Consider the following 25,585-nt stretch of genomic DNA (forward strand, 5'->3'; position numbering starts at 1 on the left):
TAACTTTTTGATAGGATTATTTCTTATTGAAAGCGCTTTTAATTCGTGGTATTAGGGGAATACTGTTACTTTCAAATACTGAAAAGCTGACTAGGATTAAACAAGAAATAATATTGCTGTATAGCAGTTATTAAAGGGAGTTTTATTTTACTTTTCAAGGTAGGAAGTCTGACTTCTTGTATAAAAAACTATGTATGTAGTTTTGAGTAAGAAGAAAGATAATAAATAATATGATTTTTTATATGGGGGAGGTTACAGTGTGAAAATATAAGATTTTCACACGAGTATATATGGGTTATGTAGGATTATTACTTTCAGGTGCAGCCTTATTTTTAAATAGCCTTGTCATACTAGGCAAAGCAGAGATGAAGAGTGCAGGTGTTTTTAATTTATTTGTGGGGGCATTACAAATTATCATTCCGTTTTATTTAATTATGATCTCTGATCAAAGTAATTGGACGGTATATTCATATGCAGCTACTTTTTTATTTGGTTTAACGTATTTATACGTAGGGGTTACCTTTATTACAGGGATGAGTAGTACTGGATTAGGATGGTTTTGCCTATGGGTAGCTATTATCGCTTTATTTTATATGGTCGTATCATTTGTTCAATTTCAAGATGTTCTTAATGCGCTAACATGGTTTATGTGGGCTTTACTTTGGTATTTATTCTTTGTACTAAATGTACAAAAGAAAAATATTAATCAATATCTTGGTAGAATAGCGTTTGTACAATCATGGGTAACACTTACACTCCCTTCTCTTTTTTATTTTATGGGAATATGGGGAGAGTCAGTAGTATATGAAATATCTGTCTATGTATCGGTAGTTTCAATTTTATATTTTTGCTATTGTATTTTTAAATACCGAGTGCGTTAATTTATAGCATGTAGGAAAGCATGGAATCTTTATAATGATTCCATGCTTTTTATATAGTAGCATTTATAATAGAGGTGGTATTTTACAATTTCTAAAATGGGGATGATGAAGATGAAAAAAGTGCTGGTTCTAGGGGGAACAAGGTTTTTTGGTAAGCGATTAGTAGAAGCGCTTTTGCAAGCTGGACATAATGTAACGATTGCTACGCGGGGAATTACCGAAGATTCCTTTGGGGATACGGTAAAAAGAATTGTAGTAGATAGAGAAGACGAAAAGTTATTGGAAGAGCGTTTAGAAGGTAAAAGCTATGATGTTGTATACGATAATTTATGCTATAGCTCGAATGCTGCGGAAGTTATATGTAAAGTATTACGTGATAGGGTGAAAAAATATGTTATGACATCCTCAATGGCAGTCTATGAGCCTACATTAAACTTGCAAGAAGAAGACTTTAATCCGTATGAATATTCGATTACGTATGGAGATAGAGGGGATTTCACTTATAGTGAGGGGAAAAGATTAGCGGAAGCAGTGTTATTTCAACGGGCAACATTCCCTGTCGTTGCGGTACGCTTTCCCGTCGTTATTGGAGAAAATGATTATACGAAGAGATTACAGTTTTACGTTGAAAATGTTGTGAAACAAGAGTCTATTGTTGTGGATCATTTAGATGGAAAGTTGTCGTTCATACATGAAAAAGAAGCTGGAGAGTTTTTAGCATGGTGCGGAATGGAAAGCATAGAAGGTCCAATTAACGCTTGCAGTAACGGAGTGATCTCTATGGGAGAAGTTATTCGTTTCATAGAAGAACATAGTGGGACAAAAGCTCTTATTCAAGAAGCAGGAGACAATATAGCACCTTATAATGAGGTGACTAATTGTACGTTACATAATAGAAAGGCTCGCGAATTAGGATTTCCGTTCCGAGAATTAAAATTAGAAATAAAAAATGTTTTACAGCATTACATAGATATACTGAAGTAATCATAAATCCCCCGGTGGCAATCCGGGGGATTCTGGAGGATTTCGACAATACTAGTTTAACATTACCAAATTTACCTTATACGCACGACTAATGTTTTTGTGATTGAATTGCTTGCAAATACTTTTCATTTACTCGGTCCCAGTTAACTGTATTCCACCAATTGGTGATAAATTCTGGGCGCCGATTTTGATATTTTAAATAATAGGCATGTTCCCATACATCGATGACGAGTAATGGGATCTTTCCTTCTTGCAAAGGTGTGTCTTGATTTGGCGTACTCATAACAGCGAGTTCTTCACCATCAAGAACAAGCCATCCATACCCACTCCCAAAACGACTAATGGCTGCTTTGGACAGTTGGTCTTTTAAGTTGTCAAAGGTATTGAAATAATAATCAATTACTTTTGCAATGTCTCCATTAGGCTCGCCGCCACCTCGTGGGCTCATCACTTCCCAAAAAAGACTATGACAATAATGTCCACCACCGTTATTTCTTACGGCTGTAGCAATCTCTTTTGGCAAGGTGTTTAAATTACATAGTAACTCTTCTAACGATTTATTATGTAATTCGGTATAGCCCCCCAAAGCAGCATTTAAATTGTTTACATATGTCGCATGATGCTTGCCGTGATGAATGGCTAATGTGTCACCATCAATATATGGCTCTAGTTCATCATAATCATATGAAAGATTAGGCAATTGGAATGAAGACATGATATTACCTCCTTTCCACTCAAAAAGTTGGTCTTGGTAAAAACATTTTACCTAAGTCAAAAATACACTTGTTTATTCCGAAAGTCAACAACAATTCTAATAATTTTCTGAAAAATATTACGATAAAAGTAACACTTTTGATTTCGTTTGTGACTCTTATCCTTTTTGCTTATACTGTAAAGTAGTAGTGTCTTGTTGAGATAGAAGGAGATTGTTTATGAGTAAAACGAAACAATTAATAGAGGAAGCAAGTAATTTTATTAGGATTTGCTATAAAGAGCTTAATAAAGAGCAATTAATAGAAGAGCGTATGAAAGAAATTTTAATAGAGATAGAAAAGACCGGAACGTATGAGCATACATTTGAAGAACTTGTTCATGGATCACGAATGGCATGGCGCAATAGTAATAGATGTATCGGAAGACTATTTTGGAATAAGATGCACATATTAGATGCGCGTGAAGTAAATGATGAGGAAGGTGTATATAATGCATTAATTCATCATATTAAATATGCGACGAATGATGGAAAAGTTAAACCGACAATTACAATTTTTAAGCAATATCAAGGTGAAGAAAATAATATTCGGATTTATAATCATCAATTAATTCGATATGCAGGATATAAGACGGAAATGGGGGTAATTGGTGATTCTCACTCCGCTGCATTTACTGATTTATGTCAGGAGCTTGGTTGGCAAGGCGAAGGTACACATTTTGATGTATTACCACTTGTATTTTCTATTGATGGAAAAGAGCCTGTATATAAAGAAATCCCGAAAAAAGAAGTGAAAGAGGTACCAATTGAACATCCAGAGTACCCAATTTCATCTTTAGGAGTGAAATGGTATGGAGTACCGATGATTTCAGATATGCGTTTAGAGATTGGTGGTATTTCTTATACAGCAGCTCCATTTAATGGGTGGTATATGGGAACTGAGATTGGTGCTCGTAACTTAGCGGACCATGATCGTTATAATTTACTTCCGGCAGTTGCGGAGATGATGAATTTAGATACTTCGAGAAATAGTACGTTATGGAAAGATAAGGCACTGATTGAGTTGAATATTGCGGTGTTACATTCCTTTAAAAAACAAGGAGTTAGTATTGTAGATCACCATACTGCTGCACAACAATTTCAACAGTTTGAAAAGCAGGAAGCTGCTTGTGGCCGAGTTGTTACGGGAAATTGGGTATGGTTAATCCCTCCGTTATCCCCTGCTACAACTCATATTTATCATAAACCTTATCCAAATGATGTTCTTACACCGAATTTCTTTCATAAATAAAGAAAAAGCATTGAACTAGAGTTGTTCAATGCTTCTTTGTCGTCCAATATCACACGGGACTTCAAAATATACCCATTATTCTTGACGATTCCATTGTTATTTTCCGATAATAAAACTAACTAAACAAAAAGGAATGAATCACAGATGCTAAATTTAGTACTTATGATGATTGAACGCGTCGGGCTTATTGTTATTTTAGGATTTTTACTTTCTCATATTAAAACGTTCCGACGCCTTCTTCATAAACAGGATGGATATGTAGATAAGCTTAAGCTTATTTGTATTTTTTCGGTGTTTACAATTGTAAGCAATTACACAGGGATTGAAATAGCAGGAAATACTATTATGAATGAAAATTGGCTACAAGGTGTTTCTTCATCTAGCACGATTGCGAATACACGAATCATGGGGGTTGGAATTAGTGGCTTGTTAGGTGGGCCTATCGTTGGAATTGGAGTAGGGTCTATTGCTGGCATTCATCGTTATATGCTTGGCGGAACGACAGCGGCAAGTTGTGCAATTTCATCAATTTTAGCAGGAATTATAACAGGTTATATTGGATACATTTTCAAAAAATATAATCGTACAATTACCCCTAAATTTTCAGCGGCTTTAAGTGTTTTTATCGTTTCTTTAGAAATGATTATGATTTTATTAATTGTAGAGGATGGAATCAGTATTGTGAAAACAATTGCGATCCCAATGATCCTTGTAAATAGTTTCGGAAGCTTTATTTTACTTTCTATGATACAGGCTATTTTGCGTCAAGAAGAGAATGCAAAAGCTCTGCAAACACATAAAGTATTACGAATTGCTGATAAAACGTTGCCATATTTTCGCCAAGGGTTAACAGAAGAATCTTGCAAGCATGTGGCACAAATTATTCACCGCTTTACGGGAACAGATGCGGTATCCTTAACAGATACAGAGAAAATCTTAGCTCATGTTGGATTAGCATCAGATCATCATATTCCTTCACATAGTTTAATCACAGGTTTATCAAAAGAAGTATTAAAAACAGGGAAAATAATGAAAGCGAAATCACGTGAGATTATTAATTGCCAACATGAAGGGTGTCCATTGCAAGCGGCAGTTGTCATTCCATTAACTTCACATGGAAATACGATAGGAACATTAAAACTTTATTTTAAAACCCCTAATCAATTAAGTCGTGTTGAAGAAGAATTAGCGGAAGGACTGGCGAAAATATTTTCCACACAGCTTGAGTTAGGTGAAGCTGAGTTACAAAGTAAGTTATTACAAGATGCTGAAATAAAGGCGCTGCAAGCACAAATTAATCCGCACTTTTTATTTAATGCGATTAATACAGTATCAGCTTTATGCCGAACAGATGTAGAGAAAGCGAGAAAATTATTGCTACAGCTTAGCGTCTATTTCCGTTGTAATTTGCAAGGGGCACGTCAATTACTTATTCCATTAGAACAAGAGTTAAATCATGTACATGCATATTTATCGTTAGAGCAAGCAAGATTTCCGAATAAGTATGAAGTAAAGATGTACATTGAAGAAGAATTAAAGACAACATTAGTTCCACCATTCGTGCTTCAGTTATTAGTTGAAAATGCATTGCGCCATGCTTTTCCAAAAAAGCAATCAGTATGCCAAGTTGAGGTACATGTGTTTGAAAAAGAGGGAATGGTTTACTTTGAGGTGAAGGATAATGGGCAAGGAATTGAGAACGAACGTCTAGAGCAATTAGGAAAAATGGTGGTTCCATCAAAGAAAGGGACTGGAACAGCTTTATATAATATTAATGAACGGCTTATCGGGTTATTTGGAAAAGAGACAATGCTTCAAATTGAAAGTGAATTGGAGCGAGGAACAAAGATCCTCTTTATAATTCCAAAAAAAGTAGGGGAGGAAAAAGCGAGTGTTAAAGGTATTAGTAGTTGATGATGAAATGTTAGCACGGGATGAATTGAAATATTTATTAGAGCGAACGAAAGAAGTGGAGATAGTTGGCGAGGCTGATTGTGTAGAGGATGCTTTAGAAGAATTAATGAAAAACAAGCCAGACATAGTTTTTCTAGATATTCAACTATCTGAGGATAACGGATTTGAGATCGCAAATATATTAAAGAAGATGAAAAATCCGCCTTCAATCGTGTTTGCAACTGCATATGATCAATATGCACTGCAAGCCTTTGAAGTAGATGCGTTAGATTACATTTTAAAGCCATTTGATGAAGAGCGTATTGTACAGACATTAAAGAAATATAAGAAACAAAAGCAAACAAAAATAGAAACAAAGCAAGATGCAAAGAGTATAGATGTAACGACCGAGATGCATAAATTAGCACTACCAATTGAGGAATCAATTGTACTTGTTAATATTGAAGATATTATTTATGTAGGACTTGTAGATGGGAAAGTAACTGTAAAAACAATGAAAGAAACATATGTAACACATGATACACTTGTGATTTTGGAAAAGAAATTATCACAAACAATTTTTATGCGTGTTCATCGTAGTTTCATTGCTAATATTAATCATATTTCTGAGATACAGCCGTGGTTTAATTCGACTTATAACTTAATTATGAAAGAGGGGTCTAAAGTCCCAGTTAGCCGTACATATGCAAAAGAACTTAAAAAGCTGCTTCGCATTTAAGGAGCAGCTTTTGTATTTCACTCTATGATTTTTGTAACTGGTTGTATATATTTGACATTCCGTTATGTAAACGCTTACTTAGTTGTTTATATCCTATACAATAAAGGTACCAAATCGAAAGAGGTGGCCAAAATGAGCACAAAAAAAGTATATGGTTTTCTATCACAAATATTTGTTTTTTCAGCTATTATGTTAGTTTCTAATATTATCTCAACACATTTACCAATTCCGATGCCTTCATCAGTAATCGGGTTAGTCATTTTATTTAGTCTATTATGTTTAAAGGTTATTAAATTGGAGCAAGTTGAATCACTCGGAACAGCTTTAACAGGTATTATCGGATTTCTTTTCGTCCCATCAGGTATATCAGTTATTAACTCTCTTGGTGTAATGAGCCAATATTTTGTACAAATCATAACTGTAATCGTTGTCGCAACAATTATTTTACTTGCCGTAACAGGTTTATTTGCACAATTGATTTTAGGTAAAGATGACAAAGAAACAAAAGATACAAAAGAATTGAAAGTAGTAAATAAAGGACGCAAGCAAGGGAAAGTTGCGTAACTATTTTAGACCATTACATGGTTAGGAGGTAATGAACATGACAAGCACAATGACTCCATATTTCGGAATCGTCGTTTCATTAATTGCATACGGAATCGGAACACTTTTATTCAAGCACTCAAAAGGATTCTTCTTATTTACACCATTATTTGTAGCAATGGTATTAGGGATCGTCTTTTTAAAAGTAGGTAACTTTACTTTTGAGGAATACAATACTGGTGGGAAAATGATTAGTTTCTTCTTAGAGCCAGCAACAATTGCCTTTGCAATTCCGTTATATAAACAAGTTGATAAATTAAAAAAATATTGGTGGCAAATTTTATCGGCTATCGTGGTTGGATCTATTTGTTCAGTGGTTGTCGTGTTCATTGTCGCAAAAGCAATTGGCTTAGATACATCTGTAATGAATTCAATGTTACCACAGGCAGCGACAACAGCAATTGCATTACCAATATCTGAAAGTATTGGTGGTATTCCAGCAATTACATCGTTTGCAGTTATCTTTAACGCAGTTATCGTATACGCATTGGGAGCTTTATTCTTAAAAACATTTAGAGTGAAACACCCGATTGCTAAAGGGTTAGCACTTGGAACAGCAGGACATGCGTTAGGGGTTGCAGTAGGGATTGAAATGGGTGAAGTAGAAGCGGCTATGGCGAGTATCGCTGTGACAGTAGTTGGTGTTGTAACAGTGGTTGTCATTCCGATGTTCATGCCATTCATTGGGTAATAAAACTTACTTAAAAAATTATAAAAGCAAGCTATTTGTAGGACGGATTTCTACTGATAGCTTGCTTTTTATGTTACAGTAGTGGTAAGACCTATTTGTATTAGAATAAAAGTTTCCTTAAATATTCATTAATACTATGCATAATGCATTTTGAAATAGGTCATTGTATTGTAAAATAAGAAGTAACATAATATAGGACATATTAATGAGCAATTATAGAAGAGATAAATTGCTTGTAATACTAATATTAAGGATTAATTATAAGTAGGATATAGAGAGAATATACTTATAAAAGTTTTACTTTATAGGACAGGAGAGAGTACTCGTCGATTATGCAAATAAAAAACCTGTTTCAAAGCAAAGGATTTCAGAGGTTACTCGTATTAGTGCTACTTGCTCTCATATTGTATGGGCTGCAAAGTATGTTGAATTTAATTTTAATTACGTTTATGTTGACGTATTTAATGGATCGATTTCAAAAGTTCATTTCTCGTAAATTAGATCATTTCATGCCAATTAACCGGAAAATTATTATAGCGTTTTTATATGTAACGTTAGTTGCCGGAATTGCCATTACTCTCTTTAAATATTTACCGGTATTAACAATACAAATTTCACAACTAATTTATCAATTTAATGTATTTTTAAGAAATCCGCCAGATAGTGAATTAATTAAATATGCAGTTAATGCTGTTAATCATATGGAGCTTTCTAAATATGTAGGGCAAGGCGTAGACATTTTGTATAAATCTATTACGAATGTTGGGAAATTTGGCCTTCAAGTTTTACTTTCTTTAATTTTAAGTTTATTTTTCTTACTTGAAAAGGCTCGTATTTTTGCCTTTACTGCGAAATTTAAAGAAAGCCGACTTGCAATTTTCTATACTGAGATTGAGTATTTCGGAAAGAAGTTTGCACGTTCATTCGGAAAAGTAATTGAAGCACAATTTTTAATTGCAATTGTTAACTGTATTTTATCTGTTATTGCATTATGGATATTAGGATTTCCACAATTGCTAGGTTTAGCATTAATGATTTTCTTACTTGGTTTAATTCCAGTAGCAGGTGTTATCATTTCGTTATTCCCACTCTGTATGATTGCTTACAATATCGGCGGTATTATGTATGTCGTTTATATTATAGTTATTGTAACGGTAATTCATGCGCTTGAGAGCTATGTATTAAATCCGAAGTTTATGTCACAAAAAACAAACTTACCAATCTTCTACACATTTATGGTATTAATTTTCTCTGAACATTTCTTAGGTGTATGGGGATTAATTATCGGTATTCCAATCTTCATATTCTTATTAGATGTTTTAGACGTGACAAGTGATGAAAATGAGAAGGATTTTTCAGGAAAATAAAGTAAAGAAAAAGCATCGATATTCGATGCTTTTTCTTTTACCCCGCTATTTGCGGATAGTAAGACTCCCACCTCAAAATTTGGCGAATGCGAGGAAGTTAGGTGGGAGTCGGGCTACCGATTGGTGTGGGCTAATAATCAGTGGGGGATGGACAAAACCCCCACTGATTAAAGTTTCACTTTATAAATTATGGTACTTTATGACATACTGTAAGAAGAATATACAATTGGGGTGAAATAATGGCTATAAATGAAAAGAGAGAGTTAGCTACATTTGCTGGTGGGTGTTTCTGGTGCATGGTTTCACCGTTTGAAGAGATGGAAGGAATTATACAGGTTGTTTCAGGCTATACAGGCGGCCATAAAGAGGATCCGACGTATAAAGAAGTGTGTTCGGAAACTACTGGACATTATGAAGCAGTACAAATTACATTTGATGCAAATAAAATGCCGTATGAAGAGTTGTTAAATATATATTGGAGACAAATTGACCCGACTGATATTGGAGGGCAATTCCACGACCGTGGGCAGTCTTATGAAACGGTGATTTTTTACCATAATGAAGAACAACATAGACGAGCAGAGGCTTCAAAAGAAGAGCTTGCGAAGGGTGGACGTTTTTCAAAGCCAATTGCTACAAAAATATTGCCAGCTGCTACATTTTATCCAGCTGAAGAATATCATCAAGGATATCATAGGAAAAATACATTCCGCTATGAACTATACCGCAAGGGCTCAGGGCGCGATGCTTTTATTAAAAAGCACTGGCCGAAGGACAATGCTCATTTAAAAGAAAGATTAAACGAGATGCAATTTTATGTGACCCAGGAAAATGGGACAGAACCACCATTTCAGAATGAGTATTGGAATTATAAAGAAGAGGGTTTATATGTAGATATTGTTTCTGGTGAACCATTGTTCACTTCTATAGATAAATTCGATAGCGGATGCGGATGGCCGAGTTTTACGAAACCGGTTCTGTCAGCTAGTGTAAAAGAGAAAATGGATGTTAGTCATAATATGACGCGTACGGAAGTGAGAAGTAAAGAAGGAGATTCACATCTAGGGCATGTATTCCCAGATGGCCCAGGGCCAAATGGCCTTCGTTATTGTATTAATTCAGCGGCTCTTCGATTTATCCCAAAAGAGAAGTTAGAAGAAGAGGGATATGGTGATTTCTTAATTCTGTTTGGCAATAAAAAATAACCTCGCAGTTAGCGAGGTTATTTTTTTATTTTGCTTTTTTCTTTTTAAATTTACTTAGTGCTTCATAAACGATTGGTACGATAAGAAGTGTTAATAATGTTGAACTTGTTAATCCACCAATTACGGTTACTCCAAGTCCTTTAGAAATTAAGCCGCTACCTTCAAATCCTAATGCAAGCGGAATAAGAGCCCCGATTGTTGCAATTGCAGTCATTAAGATAGGACGTAGACGTGTTGCGCCAGCCTCTAGTAATGCTTCACGTGTTGATAGACCTTCGTTTTCTTTATGAATAACGCGGTCAATAAGTACGATTGCATTCGTTACAACGATACCAATTAACATAAGAGCCCCAATCATTGCGGATACACTTAATGTTTCGCCAGAGATTAATAGGGCAACAAGTGCACCAATGATTGTGAATGGTAGCGAGAATAAGATTGCAAATGGTGCAAGAGCACCGCCAAATGTAACGACAAGGACGAAGTATACAATGGCAATTGCAGCTAACATCGCTAAGCCAAGTTGCTTAAATGATTCTTGAATATCTTTTGTAACACCGCCCATAGAAACGTCTACACCAGAAGGGAGATCCATTTTATCCACTTCTTTTTGAACTGCAGCCGATGCTTTTGAAACGTCATCAGATGTTAATTTTGCACTTACTGCTGCATAAACGCGGCCATCTCGATGTGTTACGGTGTTAGAAGTTTCACCTTCTTTTACAGTCATAACATCTTTAACAGCAACTTCATTACCGAGTGGTGTTGTAATTTTACGATTCGTTAAATCATCAATCGTTTCATAGTTTTGTTTTTCAGTCTCTACATATACATTTATATCTTTATTATCTTTTTTAATCGTTGTAAGAACAGGGCGGTCGTGTTGATTAGAAAGTCCCATTCCAATTTGGGCAGCAGTTAGCCCCATTTTACTTAGCTTTTCTTGATCTGCGACTAAAGTGTATTCTGCATATGTTTTCGCAATACTAGAGTCTACGTCTTTTAAGTCTTTATTTTTCTTCATGATATTTTGAATATCTTTAACGACAGGCTTAATTTCTTCAGAGCTATCTCCATAAACGTATAGTTTAATTTCGTTACTACCGCCACTTGCTCCGAAATCTTGGTTTTTCCATTCGCCTTTTCCAGACATCTTTTGTAAATCTTTAACGACTTGTTCTTTCTCTTTTTCGAAGTTCTTCGTATCGTTATCATATTGAACGAAGAACATAGCTTGATTTGTTTTACCAGGGCTCATTGGGTTTTCGCCACCTAATGAGAATTGAATTGTTTTGACGTCTTTTTTATCTTGGAAGTGCTTTTCAGCTTTCGTTGCAATTTTTTCAACGTCTTCTAACGTTTGACCTGGCTCAGGGTTGTATGTTGCAATAATCATTTTTTCTTCTTCAGATGGTAAGAAGCTGACACCGATAATTGGTACCAATGCAAGGCTACCTACTAATAGAAGGACGGCGATACTTGATGTAATAATTTTATGGTTTAACGCCCATCGAAGTATGCGTTTATATCCGTTTGCTAATTTGCTTGGTTTTTCTTCATGATGCACTTCTTTTTCTCTCATACTCTCTTTCTTGAATAAGGAGTGAGCTAGCATTGGTACAATTGTAATTGCCACTAGTAATGACGCTAATAAAGCAAAGACAATAGTTAAAGCGAATGGTAAGAACATTTCACCAATCATACCTTTTACAAGTCCAAGAGGTAAGAATACAGCAATTGTTACAATTGTAGAAGACATAATCGGGATAAACATTTCTTTCGTAGCTTCACGAATTAAATCTTTCCCACGTAATTTCTCTTCTGATAACGACATACGTCGGTAAATATTTTCAATAACAACAATTGAATCATCGACAACGCGTCCGATAGCGACCGTCATTGCTCCAAGTGTCATAATGTTAAGTGTAATATCCATTTGTTTTATTACTAAGACTGCAATTAATAAAGAAAGTGGTATAGAAACGACAGAGATTAGTGTTGTTCGAATGTTTCTTAGGAACAACATAATAATAATAATCGCAAAGATAGCACCGAAAATAGCTTTGCTAAGCATTGTTTCAACTGATTTTTCGATCGGTGCACCTTGGTCGAATGTTGAAATGATCTCTAAATCCTTATATTTTTTCTCAAGGTCTTTTACTTTATCTTTAACTGCATTTACAACATCAACTGTATTCGCATCAGCAGCCTTCACAATTTGAATTCCGATTGCTTCTTTTCCATTTGTTCGAGAAATAGATTCTGCTTTTCCGACTTCTTTAATATCAGCAATTTCTTCTAATGTGACCGTTGGTATGCCGTTCATAGCGGCTGGATTCATTTGCGGCGTTTGTGCACCAGCTCCAGCATTTTGACTACCTTGGCCGCTCGGTGATGAAGGTACAGCTGGGATTTTTAGTTCTTTTAATGCTTTAATTGTTGTGATATTTCCATCTACAACAACTGATTTTTCCGTGTCTTTAAATGTATATAAGCCAAGTGGTAAAGATACGTCCGATCCTTTAATAATATTTTTTACAGTATCTTCACTTAAACCTAATTCTTTCATCTTATCTTGTTTGAAGACAAGCTGTACTTCGTCTACTTGTTGACCTGTGATTTGAACAGATGCGACACCATCAAGTCCTTTTAAACCTGGAACAACATTTTTTTCAACATTTTCAGTTAAGGTAGCTAAAGATTCATTTTTACTTGCTACGCTTAATGAAATAACTGGAAAGGCATTAAAGTTTACTCGAGAGACTTTCGGATCTTTCACACCTTCCGGCAGTTTCATATTTGTGAGTGCCTCTTTAACTTCTGTTTCGGCTTTTTCCATATTTTTATCAAAATCATATTCTATTTGAATAGAAGATGCATTTTGATAAGATGATGAGCTAACAACGTTTACGCCGCTTAAATTTTGCAGTTGCTCTTCCATCGGTTTTGACACTTTATCAGCTACTTCAGCTGGTGTAGCACCAGGATAAACCGTAGTTACTGTTACAATCGGTGTTGTAATATCAGGAATTGTCTCCAGCTTCATATTGAGTCCAGAATAAATACCTGCGATAGTAACAATAATGGTTAGTAGCCAAACTGCGAACTTATTTTTTAACGAGAAATTGATGATTTTGTTCATGTTTGCGCTCCCTTTTTATTGTATTGACCAATCGGTCAGTCTAATACACAATATAACTGACCGACTGGTCAGTAGTCAATGAAAAGAGATGGTATAATAAAGCTAAAATGTAAGGGGAGAGATTTTTTATTATTCCTTACTGAATTATTAGCTTTTATTAATTGAACTTCTAAATAGATAGTAGGCCTCAAAAATAACTTGTTTGTTCCGTTAAATTTTTGGGGAGGAGTCTTGCTGCTTGCTAATATAAGATAAATTTACATAAGATGCGAAATTAGGCTTAGGAGAGAAGATATGAAAGAAAAAGAGCGCTTAATTATAGAGATGGCTATGAAGTTATTTGCGACTAAGGGTGTAAGTGCAACGTCAGTACAAGAAATCGTCACCGCCTGTGGTATATCGAAAGGGGCTTTTTATTTGTATTTTAAATCGAAAGACGAGCTTTTATTAGCGACACTTCGATATTATTATGACAAAATCCAAAAGAAAATGCTGGATATTGAGGAAGAATCTTTATTACCACGTGAAAAATTCGAAAAACAATTATATTGTCAGTTTACTGATGTGCAAAGACATAAAGAATTTATTATTATGCATGCAAGAGAAAATGCAATTCCGTTTAATAAAGAAGTAGAAGAGTTTATGATGCGGATGAAATTAGAGTCTCATGCATTTTATCGGAATAGCTTACTGTCCATTTATGGTGAAAAAGTCAGTCCATATTTATTAGATTTGGTAATTATGGTGGAAGGGATATGCCATGGTTATTTACAGTTAATTATTTTAAATGAGCCAGAAATTGATTTTTCTTATGTTTCTTCATTTATTTTAAAAAGAATAGACCACTTAGTAGAAGGGCTTCTAGGCTCTTCGGAGGAACCTGTTTTAAATGAGGAAAAGATAGGGGAGTTTTTTTGTAGCTCAGAACTTATTAAAGAACAGGTGAAAGAGCATTTTTTGAAAGAAATTATTATGTTAAAGCGAACATTAGCAGATCAACTGGAAAATGATGAGGTTTTAGTCACTTTAGATGTTTTAGAATCAGAAATGAAAGTTCAAAATCCAAGGATTCCAGTTATTCGAGGGATGTTAGCGAATTTGGAAGCGTATAATGATTTGAAGGATTTTCGATTAAGGTTAGCTCGATATTATAATATAGAGTTGAAATAATGAAATGTTAGTTTAATCTTTTTGTCTTATTGGCCTGAAGCTACTGAAAGCTTCGTTATTATAAAAAAATCCGTTCCTAAATGCTTTCTAGGAACGGATTTTATTTTACAATTATAATGAAATAATTTAAGGCTTATTTATTTTGTTCTGCCCATTCTTCAACATTCCAAGTTTTTGTGATCCAGCCTTCATAAAATTCTGGTTCGTGACATACAAGAAGGATTGTCCCTTTATATGCTTTCAGAGCTTTTTGAAGTTCTTCCTTTGCTGTAACATCAAGATGGTTTGTTGGCTCGTCGAATAATATCCAGTTACTTTCTTCACCCATTAGCTTACATAAACGAACTTTTGCTTGCTCGCCACCACTTAATTGACTTAGAGGGCGAGATATATGCTCATTTTTCAATCCACATTTCGCTAACATTGCACGGATTTGATGTTGGTCCATGCTAGGGAATGTGTTCCAAACGTCATCAATTGGTGTTATATTATCAGCTTTTACTTCTTGTTCGAAGTATGCAGGTTCTAAGAAGTCACCAAGACTCGTTTTACCGCTTAATGGTTTAATTTTTCCTAAAATTGTTTTTAATAATGTTGATTTACCAACACCATTACATCCAACGATAGCGATTTTTTCACCGCGTTCAATTGTCATTGTTAGTTTTGGTAGTAATGGGTGTGTATATCCGATTTCTACATCTTCACCTTCAAAGACGAAACGGCTACTTGCACGACATTCTTTAAATGAGAATTCTGGCTTAATTGCTGTTTCAGGACGATCAATAAGCTCCATGCGATCAAGCTGTTTTTGACGACTCTTTGCACGACCTGTAGTTGAATAACGAGCCTTGTTCTTCGCAATGAAATCTTCTTGCTTTTTAATAAACTCACGTTGCTTTTCATAAGCGTTTATATGTTGGTTTTTATTGATTTCTGCTAGTTCTAGGAATTTTTCGTATGTCGCTGTATAGCGCGTCATTTTCGTAAATTCTAGATGGAAAATAACATCAACACATTTATTCATAAATTCTGTATCATGGGAAATTAATAAGAATGCATGCGGGTATTCTTTTAAATAATTCGTTAACCAATGAATGTGTTCAACGTCTAAATAGTTGGTAGGCTCATCGAGTAATAACACTTCTGGTTGCTCAAGTAAAAGTTTTGCAAGCAATACTTTTGTACGTTGTCCACCACTTAGTGCTGAAACATCACGATCTAAACCAATCGCATCAATTCCAAGACCTCGTGCTGCTTCTTCGATTTTCATATCTAGTAAATAGAAACCGCCTGCTTCGAGTGCATCTTGTATTTCTGCCATCTGCTCAAGAAGGTCCTCTAATTCTTCTGGTGTAGCAGTTCCCATTTTTTCTGTAACTTCATTTAACGCCTGTTCCTTTTTAAATAAAGGTAAAAAGGCATCAGCTAATACGTCACGAATTGTACGACCAGGTGTTAAAACTGTATGCTGATCTAAGTAACCGTAATGTGTGCCCGGTGTCCACTCTACACGACCTTGGTCGTGAATAAGCTGTCCAGTAATAATATTCATAAATGTTGATTTACCAACACCATTTGCACCGACTAATCCAACGTGTTCACCTGCTAGTAATCGCATAGATACATCTTTAAATAATGTACGATCACCAAATGTATGTCCTAGTTTTTCGACTGTTAATAAGCTCATAGTATCCTCCGTCCAACTTGAAATAGTACCTTGAATCATGATACTAAATTATTGAGTATAATGCTATCCTTTCGAAATGTATCTTTTTGTAAGAAGAATATTGTATTTTTTTAGGAAAAAGTTATAATATAAATTAAACGGTGGTCAATTAAAATGTGAGGTATGAAAAATGTCGCCAAGAAGGGCAGTTAAACAAGAATTAACGAGAGAAATGATTATGAATGTAGCAAGGGACCTATTTATAGCACAAGGGTATCAGCATACTTCAATGCGTAAAATCGCAACGGAACTAGGGTATAGTCACGGTGCCATCTATTATCATTTTAAAAATAAGGCAGAGCTTTTTTATGCAATGGTAGAACAAGATTTTCAGTTGCTAAATCAAAAGTTAGATGAGATTAATGATCAAAATTTTCCACAAGAGGAACAATTAAAAGCTGTTTTATTTGGTTTTATTGAATTTGGTTTGCAAAATCAAAGTCATTATGAAATCATGTTTTTAATTAGAGATGATGAGTTAAAAGAATGTTTAGCAGATGGCCCAAATGTTAGTTACGAAAAATTTGCTACTGTTGTATCTTCTTTGTGTAATGAGAAGGTAAATGTAATGACAATATGGTCTGTTTTTCTATCATTACATGGGTTTGTGGCACACTATTGTGGAAGTGATCAAACATTTGAAGAAGTAAGAGGATTAGCTAAAGTACACGTGGAGTTTATTTCAAAATCGCTTCTTATGTAAGTGATTTTCTTTTTAATATTAATTGAACAGTGGTTAATTAATTGGGAGGGATTTATAATGAAAAAAGCTTTAGTGCTAGGAGCATCTGGATCAATGGGGTATGCAATTGTAAAAGAATTATGTAACCGGGGAATTCACGTAGTGGCCTTTGCGAGGAATAAAGGAAAATTAGAGGTATTATTTTCTGGAGAAGAAAATGTGAAAGTTGTAGCGGGAGATGTATTTATACAGGAGGATATAATGGAAGCTGCGAAAGGCGTTGATATTATATTCCATGCTGTAAACATTCCATATTCGGAGTGGGAGAAACAGCAAGCAAAGTTATTAATAAATATATTAGAGGTAACGAGATACTATGGTATCAAGTTAGGGATAGTTGATAATATTTATGCGTATGGAGAGCAAGGACGAGAGCTTGTAAAAGAAGATGCTGAAAAGAGACCACATACAAAGAAAGGGAAAATTCGTTTGCAACTTGAAGAGATGGCAAAACAGGCGAATGTACAAATGTTTATTGCTCATTTCCCTGATTTTTATGGTCCAAATGCAGAAAGCACACTTGTCCATCATACATTAAAAGGAGTACTTGCAGATAAAGTGTCTAGTTTCGTTGGAGATAAAAAGATTGCACGTGAATATATTTTTACACCAGATGGTGCAAAAGCGATAGTTGAATTAGCATTACGTGATGAAGCGTACGGGCAAAATTGGAATATACCAGGATGTGGCGTGATTACAGGGGAAGAGATGATTCAATATATGAGAGAGTTAGTAGGGTATAAAAAATCGATAATAGCGGTAAATAAGGGGGCTATTAGGATACTAGGACTATTAGATAAACAAATGAAGGAATTTGTGGAGATGTTATATTTAGTAGAAAGACCAGTTATATTAAGTGGTGAAAAATATGAAGAGTATATAGGAGAAATTCCTAAAACGCCTTATTACGAGGGGATAAGAGAAACTATTGAGTATATGGGTAAAATGAAACGTTAATTAATTGGAATGCCTGCAAATAGTGGAGAATAATATTAAAAAAAGTTACTTCTGTAAATAGAAGTAACTTTTTTATTAAGCCTCTTGTTTTACTTTACTAACTTTTTTTTCTGCTACAATGAAATGTGGTCTACGCTTTGTTTCATAATAAATACGACCAATGTATTCACCGATAACTCCTAGGAAAATGAGTTGAATGCCACCGATAAATAATATGGCAGAAATTAATGTAAAGTATCCTGGTACATCGACGCCGCTAACGGTGATTTGAATAAATGTAGTGATTACATATAAAACAGCTAAAAGCGTTGTTAACAATCCGAGATATATAGATAATCGCAATGGTTTATTGTTAAACGAAATTACACCATCTATCCCGTAATTTAATAACTTAGAGAAAGTCCATTTACTTTCTCCGTCAGAACGTAATACATTTTCGTACTCAATAATTTGTTCTTTGAAACCAATCCAAGAAAATAAACCTTTTGAAAAACGATTGTATTCAGTTAGAGAAAGTAATGAATCGACTGCACTTCTACTTAAAAGTCTAAAATCACCGATGCCATCTACTAGCTCAATATCAACGAATTTATTCATGACTTTATAATATAAGCGAGAAACGAAAGAGCGTACTGGTGAATCACCCGTTCTAGTTCGCTTTGCAATTACTTGATCATAGCCGTTATTATAGCCGTCTAACATATCTTTTATTAGTTCGGGTGGATGTTGTAGATCAGCATCCATAATAACTACAGCGTCGCCTGTAGCGTACTTTAGACCGGCAAGCATGGCAGCTTCTTTTCCAAAATTCCTACTAAATGATATATAATGCACATTTGAGTCTGAATTGGCTAGGTCACGTAGAATCTCTAATGTTTTATCTTTACTTCCATCATTGACGAAAACAAATTCATAATCAGTAGTTAGCTTATGAATTTCAAGAGAAGTCTCTGAATAGAAAGCTCGAAGTACCTTCTCCTCATTATAACAAGGTACTACTATTGAAAGGGTCATGTTAGAACCTCCTTAGGTGTAATTTTAAACTGGGCATGAAGTAAAAGTTGAAGCAACTATCTTCAACTTTTACTTTACCTTATTTTAATGCCCTTTTTTAAAACGATTTTTTAATTTTGTATATCGATCCTTATCTCCAAGAACTAGAAGCGAGATACAAATGATAAATGAAATGATAGAAATAACGAGACCCATTTTGAAATAAGGCGTGACGTATTTCATTTCAATTACATGCTGTCCTTTTGAAATAGGAACACCAATAAAGGCAGAATTAGCCTTCGTAAACTCAGTTTCTTTACCGTCAACCTTTATTGACCATCCTTTACTATACGGTACAGATAAATATAGTAATCCCTCTTTAGTAGAATTAATATCACCTTTTAAATAGTTACCTTTATAGTAAATATTTTGTAGGCTATTTTCTTTTAAAGTACTTACTTTTTTCGGGACGGTTTTATAGTTAGTACTGTTGATTTGTAAGTCTTTAAAATCATATTGACCAGGAGTAGTGATAGAAATGATTAGCTCAGTTGGCTTCGTATCTTTTCCTAAATTGTAAACAAATCTTTCTAACGGATAAGCATAAGCTCCGTCTTCATTACCTTTTATCATAGATTTGCCATTCACAGTAACCCCAAATGATTCCTTAGTTATATTTCTAATTTTAATCTCAACAAGGAGATCACCTAACATATCTGTATTATCAACAGGTACTATTATACGCCCATTTTCATGAACAGTGAGTGTATCTTTATCTTTCTCTATATTTTCCCACTTAATTTTATTTGGATTAATCTTAATTTGTTTTGAATCTAGCTGCTTTGTATTAAATTGTTTTAATGGAAGACTTTCAACATTATCTACAACTACAGCATCTAATAAAAGTTGATCTCTTTCAGCAAAATTAAGTTTTAAAAATTCTTCATCACTTATTCCAGCGTCATATACATAACCTAGTGGTAGGGCATATTCGTTTTTATAAATGTTGTAAGGGCCTACTTTTTGTAAGTGTTTATAACCATATGGAATATCAGTTTTATCAGCACTTTCACTTAATACATAATATTTTACCCCTAGCATGTTCTCAAGGAATAGTCGTTTATCTAATTGGAAGAACATGGATGGGCTATCGTATCCTTGGAAAACATTGTACTTATTCTTCATAAAGTCATGAACATGGTAATTGACTAGGCTTTGATAAGTACTTGTGCCATGATAACCTTGCAGCATCGGTGTATTCTTATAATTGTTGTTTGGGTTGATAATTCGATAAAAATCTTTATCTTGATTTTGTATATAATGAATTGCGTCAATTTCATCCTTATTATCGAGACCTGGTCCATGTAATGATTCTTTTGTTACGCCTGCTTGATTAAAGTGTTTACTAAGAGCTGTATCTGAATAGAAGTAATTAATACATATTACATTGATCAGTACATTTAATATGATTAAAAATTGTAAGACTACTTTTGATAAATAGCGCCATAGTAATATTGTAATAATAGATAAAGCGGTAGTTCCAATTAAAATATTATCAATCGTTTCTAGTGGTTGCTCGTTTATGTTTACTTTCCTATAAAATGCGTAAATAAATAATCCTGTCGCTAGCAAGGGACCTATTAAATAGTTGACCTTCTTTTTGTGAAGTAGCATCCAATCTAAAATGTAGGCTGAAGTTTGGGCAACCACAAATGCAAATAAATAAAACCATCTGTGTTGCATAGCAGAAAAACCATTAAATACGGAATACGTATATGGAAGCATATACAGAACTAACATAAACCCTGTAAAGAGTAACCTATTTGTGACAAGTTTATTGCGTATTAGAATCGCACTAGTAATAAGGAAGAGGATGAAAACTGGGAATGCGAGCTGATAATCCTCTGTATTATTAATGAAAAAGATGCTTTCCATTAAGTTTTTATAAAACTTATCTTCAAAAAATAACGGAATAGTAAATTTTGTAGCTAGTCGATCTGAACTAAATACACCATTTACAGATGGTATAAAGCAAACAGCAGCTAATCCTAATGATAAAATGTATAGGAAAGCAATTCTAATATAATAAGTTAGAAATGTTTTTATTGTTTTATTTTGCTGTGTAGCGAAATATTGGAAAAAGGCATAAATATAGATGAAAATGCTAGTAATGAAAGCGAAATAGAAATTTGATGCAAGCATAAGCGCTGTCGCAAATAGGAATAGTCCCTTTTTTCGCTCTAAAATATATTTATCCAGTCCCCATATTACTAAAGGTAAGAATACTATAGCATCTGCCATGAAATCCCATAATAAAGAATGGCGAATAAAAGTCACACATCCCCCGTATATAATGGCAGAAATGAAAGAAGAAAAAATAGTTTTATTATGATAACGTAAAGAGCCATACATGAATAACATCGCTAATGAGCTTTTTAAAATACTCATATATAGCTTCATCTCAAAGATTTGGTCAAAATTTAGTTTAGGAAGAAGGAGCGTAAGCCAGAAAAGTGGCGCTGTACTATAGTAATAACTAAATTCCCCGAATAAATCTCCACCTAAGCCATAGTCCCAAGACCAAAATAAATTCCCATCTTTAAATGCATGTTGTAAAAGGAATGTAAAAAAGCTGAATTGTGATAATGCATCTCCTGTACTAGAAAATACACTGTCCGATTCTAGGAAAAAGTAATGAAAGGCAAATGCACATATTATTAATAATGGAATGATAATAAGTGTGCTTTTAGTAAAAAATGTTCTTTTATTTACTTCTGAATTCATTAAATGAATAAGCCTCCTAAATACAATTATTAAAATTTAAGCCGTATTATCCATATATCAATATTTATTATATATTGAACGAAAATCATGGATGAATCGGCGGTTTTGAATGGTATTAATAAAATTTTCGTATGTACAATTTATGGTAATTTTTGAATGTAGCAAGTTAATATTTTTATAGAAGATTAACTGCAGGTTGCTTTGATATTAGGTGTTGTACATCTAAGGCCGTTCGTTTCCAAGTATAATCATTCCAGAAAGGCAAGTCAATTTAAGATAAAGATTGAAAACAGGGTTAGTTTTAAGTGAAGAAGATAAAATAAAAACTTCAAATTTAATTTGAAGTTTTTATTTTTATTTATTTTCTATCTAGCTTTTTATTTATAAATCCTAAAATCAACCCGCGTATTTGTGGATCAATTGCAAGGCCGATAATGCCGTACAATACACCAGTAAGTATTAAAGCTACTAGCGGTGGTAAGCTAATTAATACTGTGCGGTATATTGCATAACTGATTATAAATGCTAGTGTATTGAATATTATTCCTTTGAATAGTAATGTAAAGCCTTTACGAACGAATAAAGTAAATCCAATTAATAATGTAATCTCGGTAAGGATAGCAGCTACAGCAGCTCCCATCATTCCAAAATGGCTACCTAATATGATGTAACTTATGATAGCGACAGCTAATCCAATCCCCATCGTTGTCGCGCGTTTCCATTGTTGGCCAGCTGTTGTTAAATTATCAGCAAGTGGATAGTTGATAGATTGTAAAATGACCATAAAGGCTAAAATTGCAAGGGCATCGCCAGCGGATGCATATTTTTCACCTAATAAAGTTACAATCCAAAAACTTGGATCGGCGATAAATGGGATAGAAATTCCCATTCCTAAGAAAGACATAAGTTTTAATTCGAACTGAGATAGTTTTCTATGTTCATCAATATTCTTTTCATTTCCAAAAGCAAATAACTTAGGGTAAAAGGCTGCTGCAATTACACCGGGTATTTGGTAAAGTACAGCAGGCATTTTATAGGCGGCCGAAAAGAATCCAACTTGTGCTTTCGTTGAAACTTTTTCTAATATAATGGGACCTAACTGCGGTAAAAGCATAATGATAACGCCATTGATTGTGAAAATAAGTAATTGATCTAAAATGCCTTTATCCCAACCCTTATGAATTGTTGTATAGCGGATTGTCATTATAAAGGCAATGACTCCTGTTACAAGACTAGATATTCCGTACATGGCAGCGACCATCATAAGTGACCATTTAAATGACATTCCTAGTAGAAGAGCAGCTGCGGCTGTTACCCCTTGTAGTACAGAAATAATCGCTGTAAATTGCATACGCTCTGTTACTTGGAAATAGGCCATCCCAACACCTTGTAAAGTAGCTCCAAACATGGTTGGTAGTACGACCCAATATACCATGGCACGTAAGTAAGCATCGGCGTAGAAGAACTGAGCGAAAATGGCGAAGAGCACAGAAATTACGATAGCTAATACTAAACGAATACGTAAATAACTACTTATTAATACGCTAATGTTAGCATCGCTTCTCGTTCCTTCCCGCATAAACGTATGTGTCAAACCTGCATCTGTAAAATAACAAATGACAGCGGAAACTGCTAATGCAACTGAAAACATCCCATACTCATCTGGTGAAACATATCTTGCAAAGAGAATGGTAGCAATAGCTAGTACAAATCGAACGGTGATATTTCCTACAAAGAGGTAGGAGGCGTTTTTTAAAATTTTATTTGTTTTCATGGAAAAAGACCTTTCTATTCCTTAGGACATACTTTGTCCTAGTTGTAAATTTGATTTGTTTACGGAAAGAATGTTTAGAAGCGTACCTTTAATTTAAGAAAACATAAACTTAATTCGTACAAACCAAAGCATTGCATATAACTTCTTGCTTCGTTTTCCATTTTTTGAATAAATTTTGCGACAATATTGTTTTATATCTTTTTTGATTAATTGAACTTGTGATTTATCTAACTTAGAGCTTCCTTTAATGTATATACAAGCATTATTAATGACTGTATATGGGAATAGATAAGTTTCAAGGATTTCAATAATTTCTGTAGAATCATTCACAATTAAATCTTTTGACTTAGTATGAACCCAATCTTTCATTCGATTAAACACTTCTAATTCTTTTGTTGTTTTTAATTCATAATCTTTATACTTTGAAGAAAGATTTCCTTCTGATAAGATTCGATAATAGGTTAAATATTCATCTACATAGCATACATTTGTTACACTCATTAATTTAAATAGAAATTCTAAGTCTTCTCCCCAGCTACATCCTGGCGTGAAACGAATGTTATGATCCATCACGATAGATCTTTTGAAAATCCAAGTACTCGTTTGAGCAACAACTTGATGTGTTAAGAAAGCCTTTGTCATATCACCTTTAATAAAGTTTGTCGTGTGCTCAACCCTTTCCCCAGTCTCTTCGTAAAAGTTCATATAGCCACAATAACAAGCGTTCATATCGTTTTTATGCATGCTTTCAACTTGTTTTTCGATTTTTGTTGGATGCCATAAATCATCACTATCAAGAAAAGCAACATATTCTCCGCTTGCATTTTCAATTCCTGTATTACGAGCAACAGAAACACCTTGATTTTCCTGAGGGACATATTTTATTTGTCCTGGATATTTTTGCTCAAGTTTTTTTACGATAGAAGATGATTGATCTTTACTCCCGTCATCTACAATTACAATTTCAATATTTTTATATGTTTGATTTAGTATCGATTCCATCGTCTCTTCGATATATTTTTCCGCATTATAAAGCGGGATAACAACTGAAACGATTTGTTTTTGTTCCATCATATAATTTTTATCTCCTCAAATTTTTTATGTTTTACACTATATATAGTCCTTTTCAAAGGAAGAAGATTGCAAGAACATCTGTATAAGTTTACCGCATATAAACTTTGTAAATCAACTCTATGTATTTTATATAAAACGTGTGTAAACAAGTGCTTTATATAAAAAACCTTCCTTTTTGATTAGAAAAAAGGAAGGTAAATTAGTTATTAAATATTCCAAGGTTTATTCAATGTTAACACTTCAGCCATTTCTTTACTTTTTAAGCGTCCTTTTTTTCGGTTTTCTGCGCGTTCTGAACCGGTTGTGTGTAACCAATGTTCTTCCTCTGTTTCGGGAAGTACTTGTGGTACGGATGAAGGTTTTCCATCTTTTAATGCGACAAATGTAATGAAGCAAGTCGCAGCAATTCTACGTTCGCCTGCTAATAAATTCTCTGCAATTACTTTTACGAAAACTTCCATTGAAGATTTTCCTGTATAACATACGAAAGCCTCATAACAAACAGAATCTGCTTGGTGAATTGGAGTTAAAAAATCAACGGAATCGATAGATGCTGTTACGCAATGTTTACGGCTATGTCTCGCAGCTGCAATTGAAGCGATACTATCAATTTCTGCTAATAATTTTCCTCCGAAAAGTGTTTGATGATTATTTAAATCATTAGGAAAAACACGTGTTGTTTTAATTGCTTTTGATTCTCGCATGAATTTCTTTTCCATATATTCAGCCCCTATTTTCTCTTTTCAATCAGAGTGACATGTGTAAGTGGAGTACTCAATTATTAAAAAATACTAGGTATTTAATGAAGTAAAGTGTTCCAAAAGAGGATTATTCCGCAAAAGCCCGATTGGTGTGGG

General features: G+C 34.2%; 20 protein-coding genes and 1 pseudogene. 13 read left to right on the forward strand and 8 right to left on the reverse strand.

The genetic code is table 11. The annotated features are described in order from the left end of the window. The first annotated feature begins 290 nt into the window (after positions 1–290). Positions 291–881 (forward strand): AmiS/UreI family transporter, encoded by a 591-nt coding sequence (locus BAU28_RS19315; RefSeq protein WP_071719609.1) that lies wholly within the window; start codon positions 291–293, stop codon positions 879–881. A gap of 105 nt (positions 882–986) precedes the next feature. Further along, the gene (locus tag BAU28_RS19320; protein WP_116500399.1) at positions 987–1,865 is read left to right on the forward strand and encodes an NAD-dependent epimerase/dehydratase family protein; all 879 of its coding nucleotides are present in this window, start codon (positions 987–989) and stop codon (positions 1,863–1,865) included. Positions 1,866–1,953: 88 nt separating this feature from the next. On the opposite strand, the gene sodA is transcribed toward BAU28_RS19320, so the two are convergent. After that, positions 1,954–2,580, reverse strand: a complete 627-nt coding sequence (sodA, locus tag BAU28_RS19325; RefSeq protein WP_071719611.1) for a superoxide dismutase [Mn] — start codon at positions 2,578–2,580, stop codon at positions 1,954–1,956. A gap of 217 nt (positions 2,581–2,797) precedes the next feature. On the opposite strand from sodA, the gene BAU28_RS19335 reads away from it, so the two are divergent. The 8 genes and pseudogenes from BAU28_RS19335 (at position 2,798) to msrB (ending at position 10,366) form a co-directional block, all read left to right on the forward strand. Then, positions 2,798–3,868: a nitric oxide synthase oxygenase gene (locus BAU28_RS19335; protein ID WP_071719612.1), complete on the forward strand. Its 1,071-nt coding sequence runs from the start codon at positions 2,798–2,800 to the stop codon at positions 3,866–3,868. A gap of 144 nt (positions 3,869–4,012) precedes the next feature. Further along, entirely contained in the window at positions 4,013–5,782 is a 1,770-nt protein-coding gene (lytS, locus tag BAU28_RS19340; protein WP_071719613.1) for a two-component system sensor histidine kinase LytS, read from the forward strand. Continuing rightward, entirely contained in the window at positions 5,760–6,500 is a 741-nt protein-coding gene (locus BAU28_RS19345) for a LytR/AlgR family response regulator transcription factor (protein ID WP_071719614.1), read from the forward strand. The genes lytS and BAU28_RS19345 overlap by 23 nt, the downstream gene beginning before the upstream one ends. Before the next feature lie 132 nt (positions 6,501–6,632). Next, positions 6,633–7,064 carry an antiholin-like murein hydrolase modulator LrgA gene (gene lrgA, locus BAU28_RS19350; protein ID WP_002174469.1) on the forward strand — a complete coding sequence of 144 codons (432 nt, stop codon included), beginning with the start codon at positions 6,633–6,635 and terminating at the stop codon, positions 7,062–7,064. A gap of 37 nt (positions 7,065–7,101) precedes the next feature. After that, positions 7,102–7,794 (forward strand): antiholin-like protein LrgB, encoded by a 693-nt coding sequence (lrgB, locus tag BAU28_RS19355; RefSeq protein ID WP_002174468.1) that lies wholly within the window; start codon positions 7,102–7,104, stop codon positions 7,792–7,794. Between the two features lie 332 nt (positions 7,795–8,126). Then, positions 8,127–9,161 (forward strand): AI-2E family transporter, encoded by a 1,035-nt coding sequence (locus BAU28_RS19360; RefSeq protein WP_048375011.1) that lies wholly within the window; start codon positions 8,127–8,129, stop codon positions 9,159–9,161. 239 nt (positions 9,162–9,400) lie between these two features. Beyond that, positions 9,401–9,868: pseudogene (gene msrA, locus BAU28_RS31030) on the forward strand (peptide-methionine (S)-S-oxide reductase MsrA); the annotation flags it as partial. Positions 9,869–9,913: 45 nt separating this feature from the next. Beyond that, positions 9,914–10,366 carry a peptide-methionine (R)-S-oxide reductase MsrB gene (gene msrB / locus BAU28_RS31035; protein WP_276327755.1) on the forward strand — a complete coding sequence of 151 codons (453 nt, stop codon included), beginning with the start codon at positions 9,914–9,916 and terminating at the stop codon, positions 10,364–10,366. Between the two features lie 25 nt (positions 10,367–10,391). Here the strand turns inward: msrB and BAU28_RS19375 are convergent, their stop codons facing one another. Beyond that, positions 10,392–13,508, reverse strand: coding sequence for an efflux RND transporter permease subunit (locus tag BAU28_RS19375; protein ID WP_071719617.1), 3,117 nt, complete (start codon positions 13,506–13,508; stop codon positions 10,392–10,394). A 294-nt stretch (positions 13,509–13,802) separates the two neighbouring features. Here BAU28_RS19375 and BAU28_RS19380 point away from each other — a divergent pair, with 294 nt between their 5' ends. Beyond that, the gene (locus BAU28_RS19380; protein WP_071719618.1) at positions 13,803–14,678 is read left to right on the forward strand and encodes a TetR/AcrR family transcriptional regulator; all 876 of its coding nucleotides are present in this window, start codon (positions 13,803–13,805) and stop codon (positions 14,676–14,678) included. 133 nt (positions 14,679–14,811) lie between these two features. Here BAU28_RS19380 and BAU28_RS19385 read toward each other — a convergent pair whose 3' ends face one another. Next, on the reverse strand, positions 14,812–16,365 hold the full coding sequence (locus BAU28_RS19385) for an ABC-F family ATP-binding cassette domain-containing protein (protein WP_025146972.1): 1,554 nt from the start codon (positions 16,363–16,365) through the stop codon (positions 14,812–14,814). 169 nt (positions 16,366–16,534) lie between these two features. Here BAU28_RS19385 and BAU28_RS19390 point away from each other — a divergent pair, with 169 nt between their 5' ends. Together BAU28_RS19390 and BAU28_RS19395 are read left to right on the forward strand one after the other, a co-directional pair. Then, positions 16,535–17,107, forward strand: a complete 573-nt coding sequence (locus BAU28_RS19390; RefSeq protein WP_071719619.1) for a TetR/AcrR family transcriptional regulator — start codon at positions 16,535–16,537, stop codon at positions 17,105–17,107. A gap of 57 nt (positions 17,108–17,164) precedes the next feature. Continuing rightward, positions 17,165–18,103, forward strand: coding sequence for an SDR family NAD(P)-dependent oxidoreductase (locus BAU28_RS19395; protein ID WP_071719620.1), 939 nt, complete (start codon positions 17,165–17,167; stop codon positions 18,101–18,103). Positions 18,104–18,178: 75 nt separating this feature from the next. On the opposite strand, the gene BAU28_RS19400 is transcribed toward BAU28_RS19395, so the two are convergent. The 5 genes from BAU28_RS19400 to BAU28_RS19420 all read right to left on the reverse strand — a co-directional run bounded on the left by BAU28_RS19400 (position 18,179) and on the right by BAU28_RS19420 (position 25,447). Then, the gene (locus tag BAU28_RS19400) at positions 18,179–19,117 is read right to left on the reverse strand and encodes a glycosyltransferase family 2 protein (RefSeq protein WP_071719621.1); all 939 of its coding nucleotides are present in this window, start codon (positions 19,115–19,117) and stop codon (positions 18,179–18,181) included. A gap of 84 nt (positions 19,118–19,201) precedes the next feature. After that, positions 19,202–21,880, reverse strand: coding sequence for a YfhO family protein (locus BAU28_RS19405; protein ID WP_071719622.1), 2,679 nt, complete (start codon positions 21,878–21,880; stop codon positions 19,202–19,204). Positions 21,881–22,238: 358 nt separating this feature from the next. Beyond that, entirely contained in the window at positions 22,239–23,654 is a 1,416-nt protein-coding gene (locus BAU28_RS19410; RefSeq protein ID WP_071719623.1) for an oligosaccharide flippase family protein, read from the reverse strand. 93 nt (positions 23,655–23,747) lie between these two features. Further along, positions 23,748–24,728, reverse strand: coding sequence for a glycosyltransferase family 2 protein (locus tag BAU28_RS19415; protein ID WP_071719624.1), 981 nt, complete (start codon positions 24,726–24,728; stop codon positions 23,748–23,750). A gap of 206 nt (positions 24,729–24,934) precedes the next feature. Continuing rightward, the gene (locus BAU28_RS19420; protein WP_071719625.1) at positions 24,935–25,447 is read right to left on the reverse strand and encodes an acyl-CoA thioesterase; all 513 of its coding nucleotides are present in this window, start codon (positions 25,445–25,447) and stop codon (positions 24,935–24,937) included. Between the last annotated feature and the right edge of the window lie 138 nt (positions 25,448–25,585).

It is taken from the genome of Bacillus paramycoides, assembly GCF_001884235.1.
GTDB classification, from domain to species: Bacteria; Bacillota; Bacilli; order Bacillales; family Bacillaceae_G; genus Bacillus_A; species Bacillus_A paramycoides.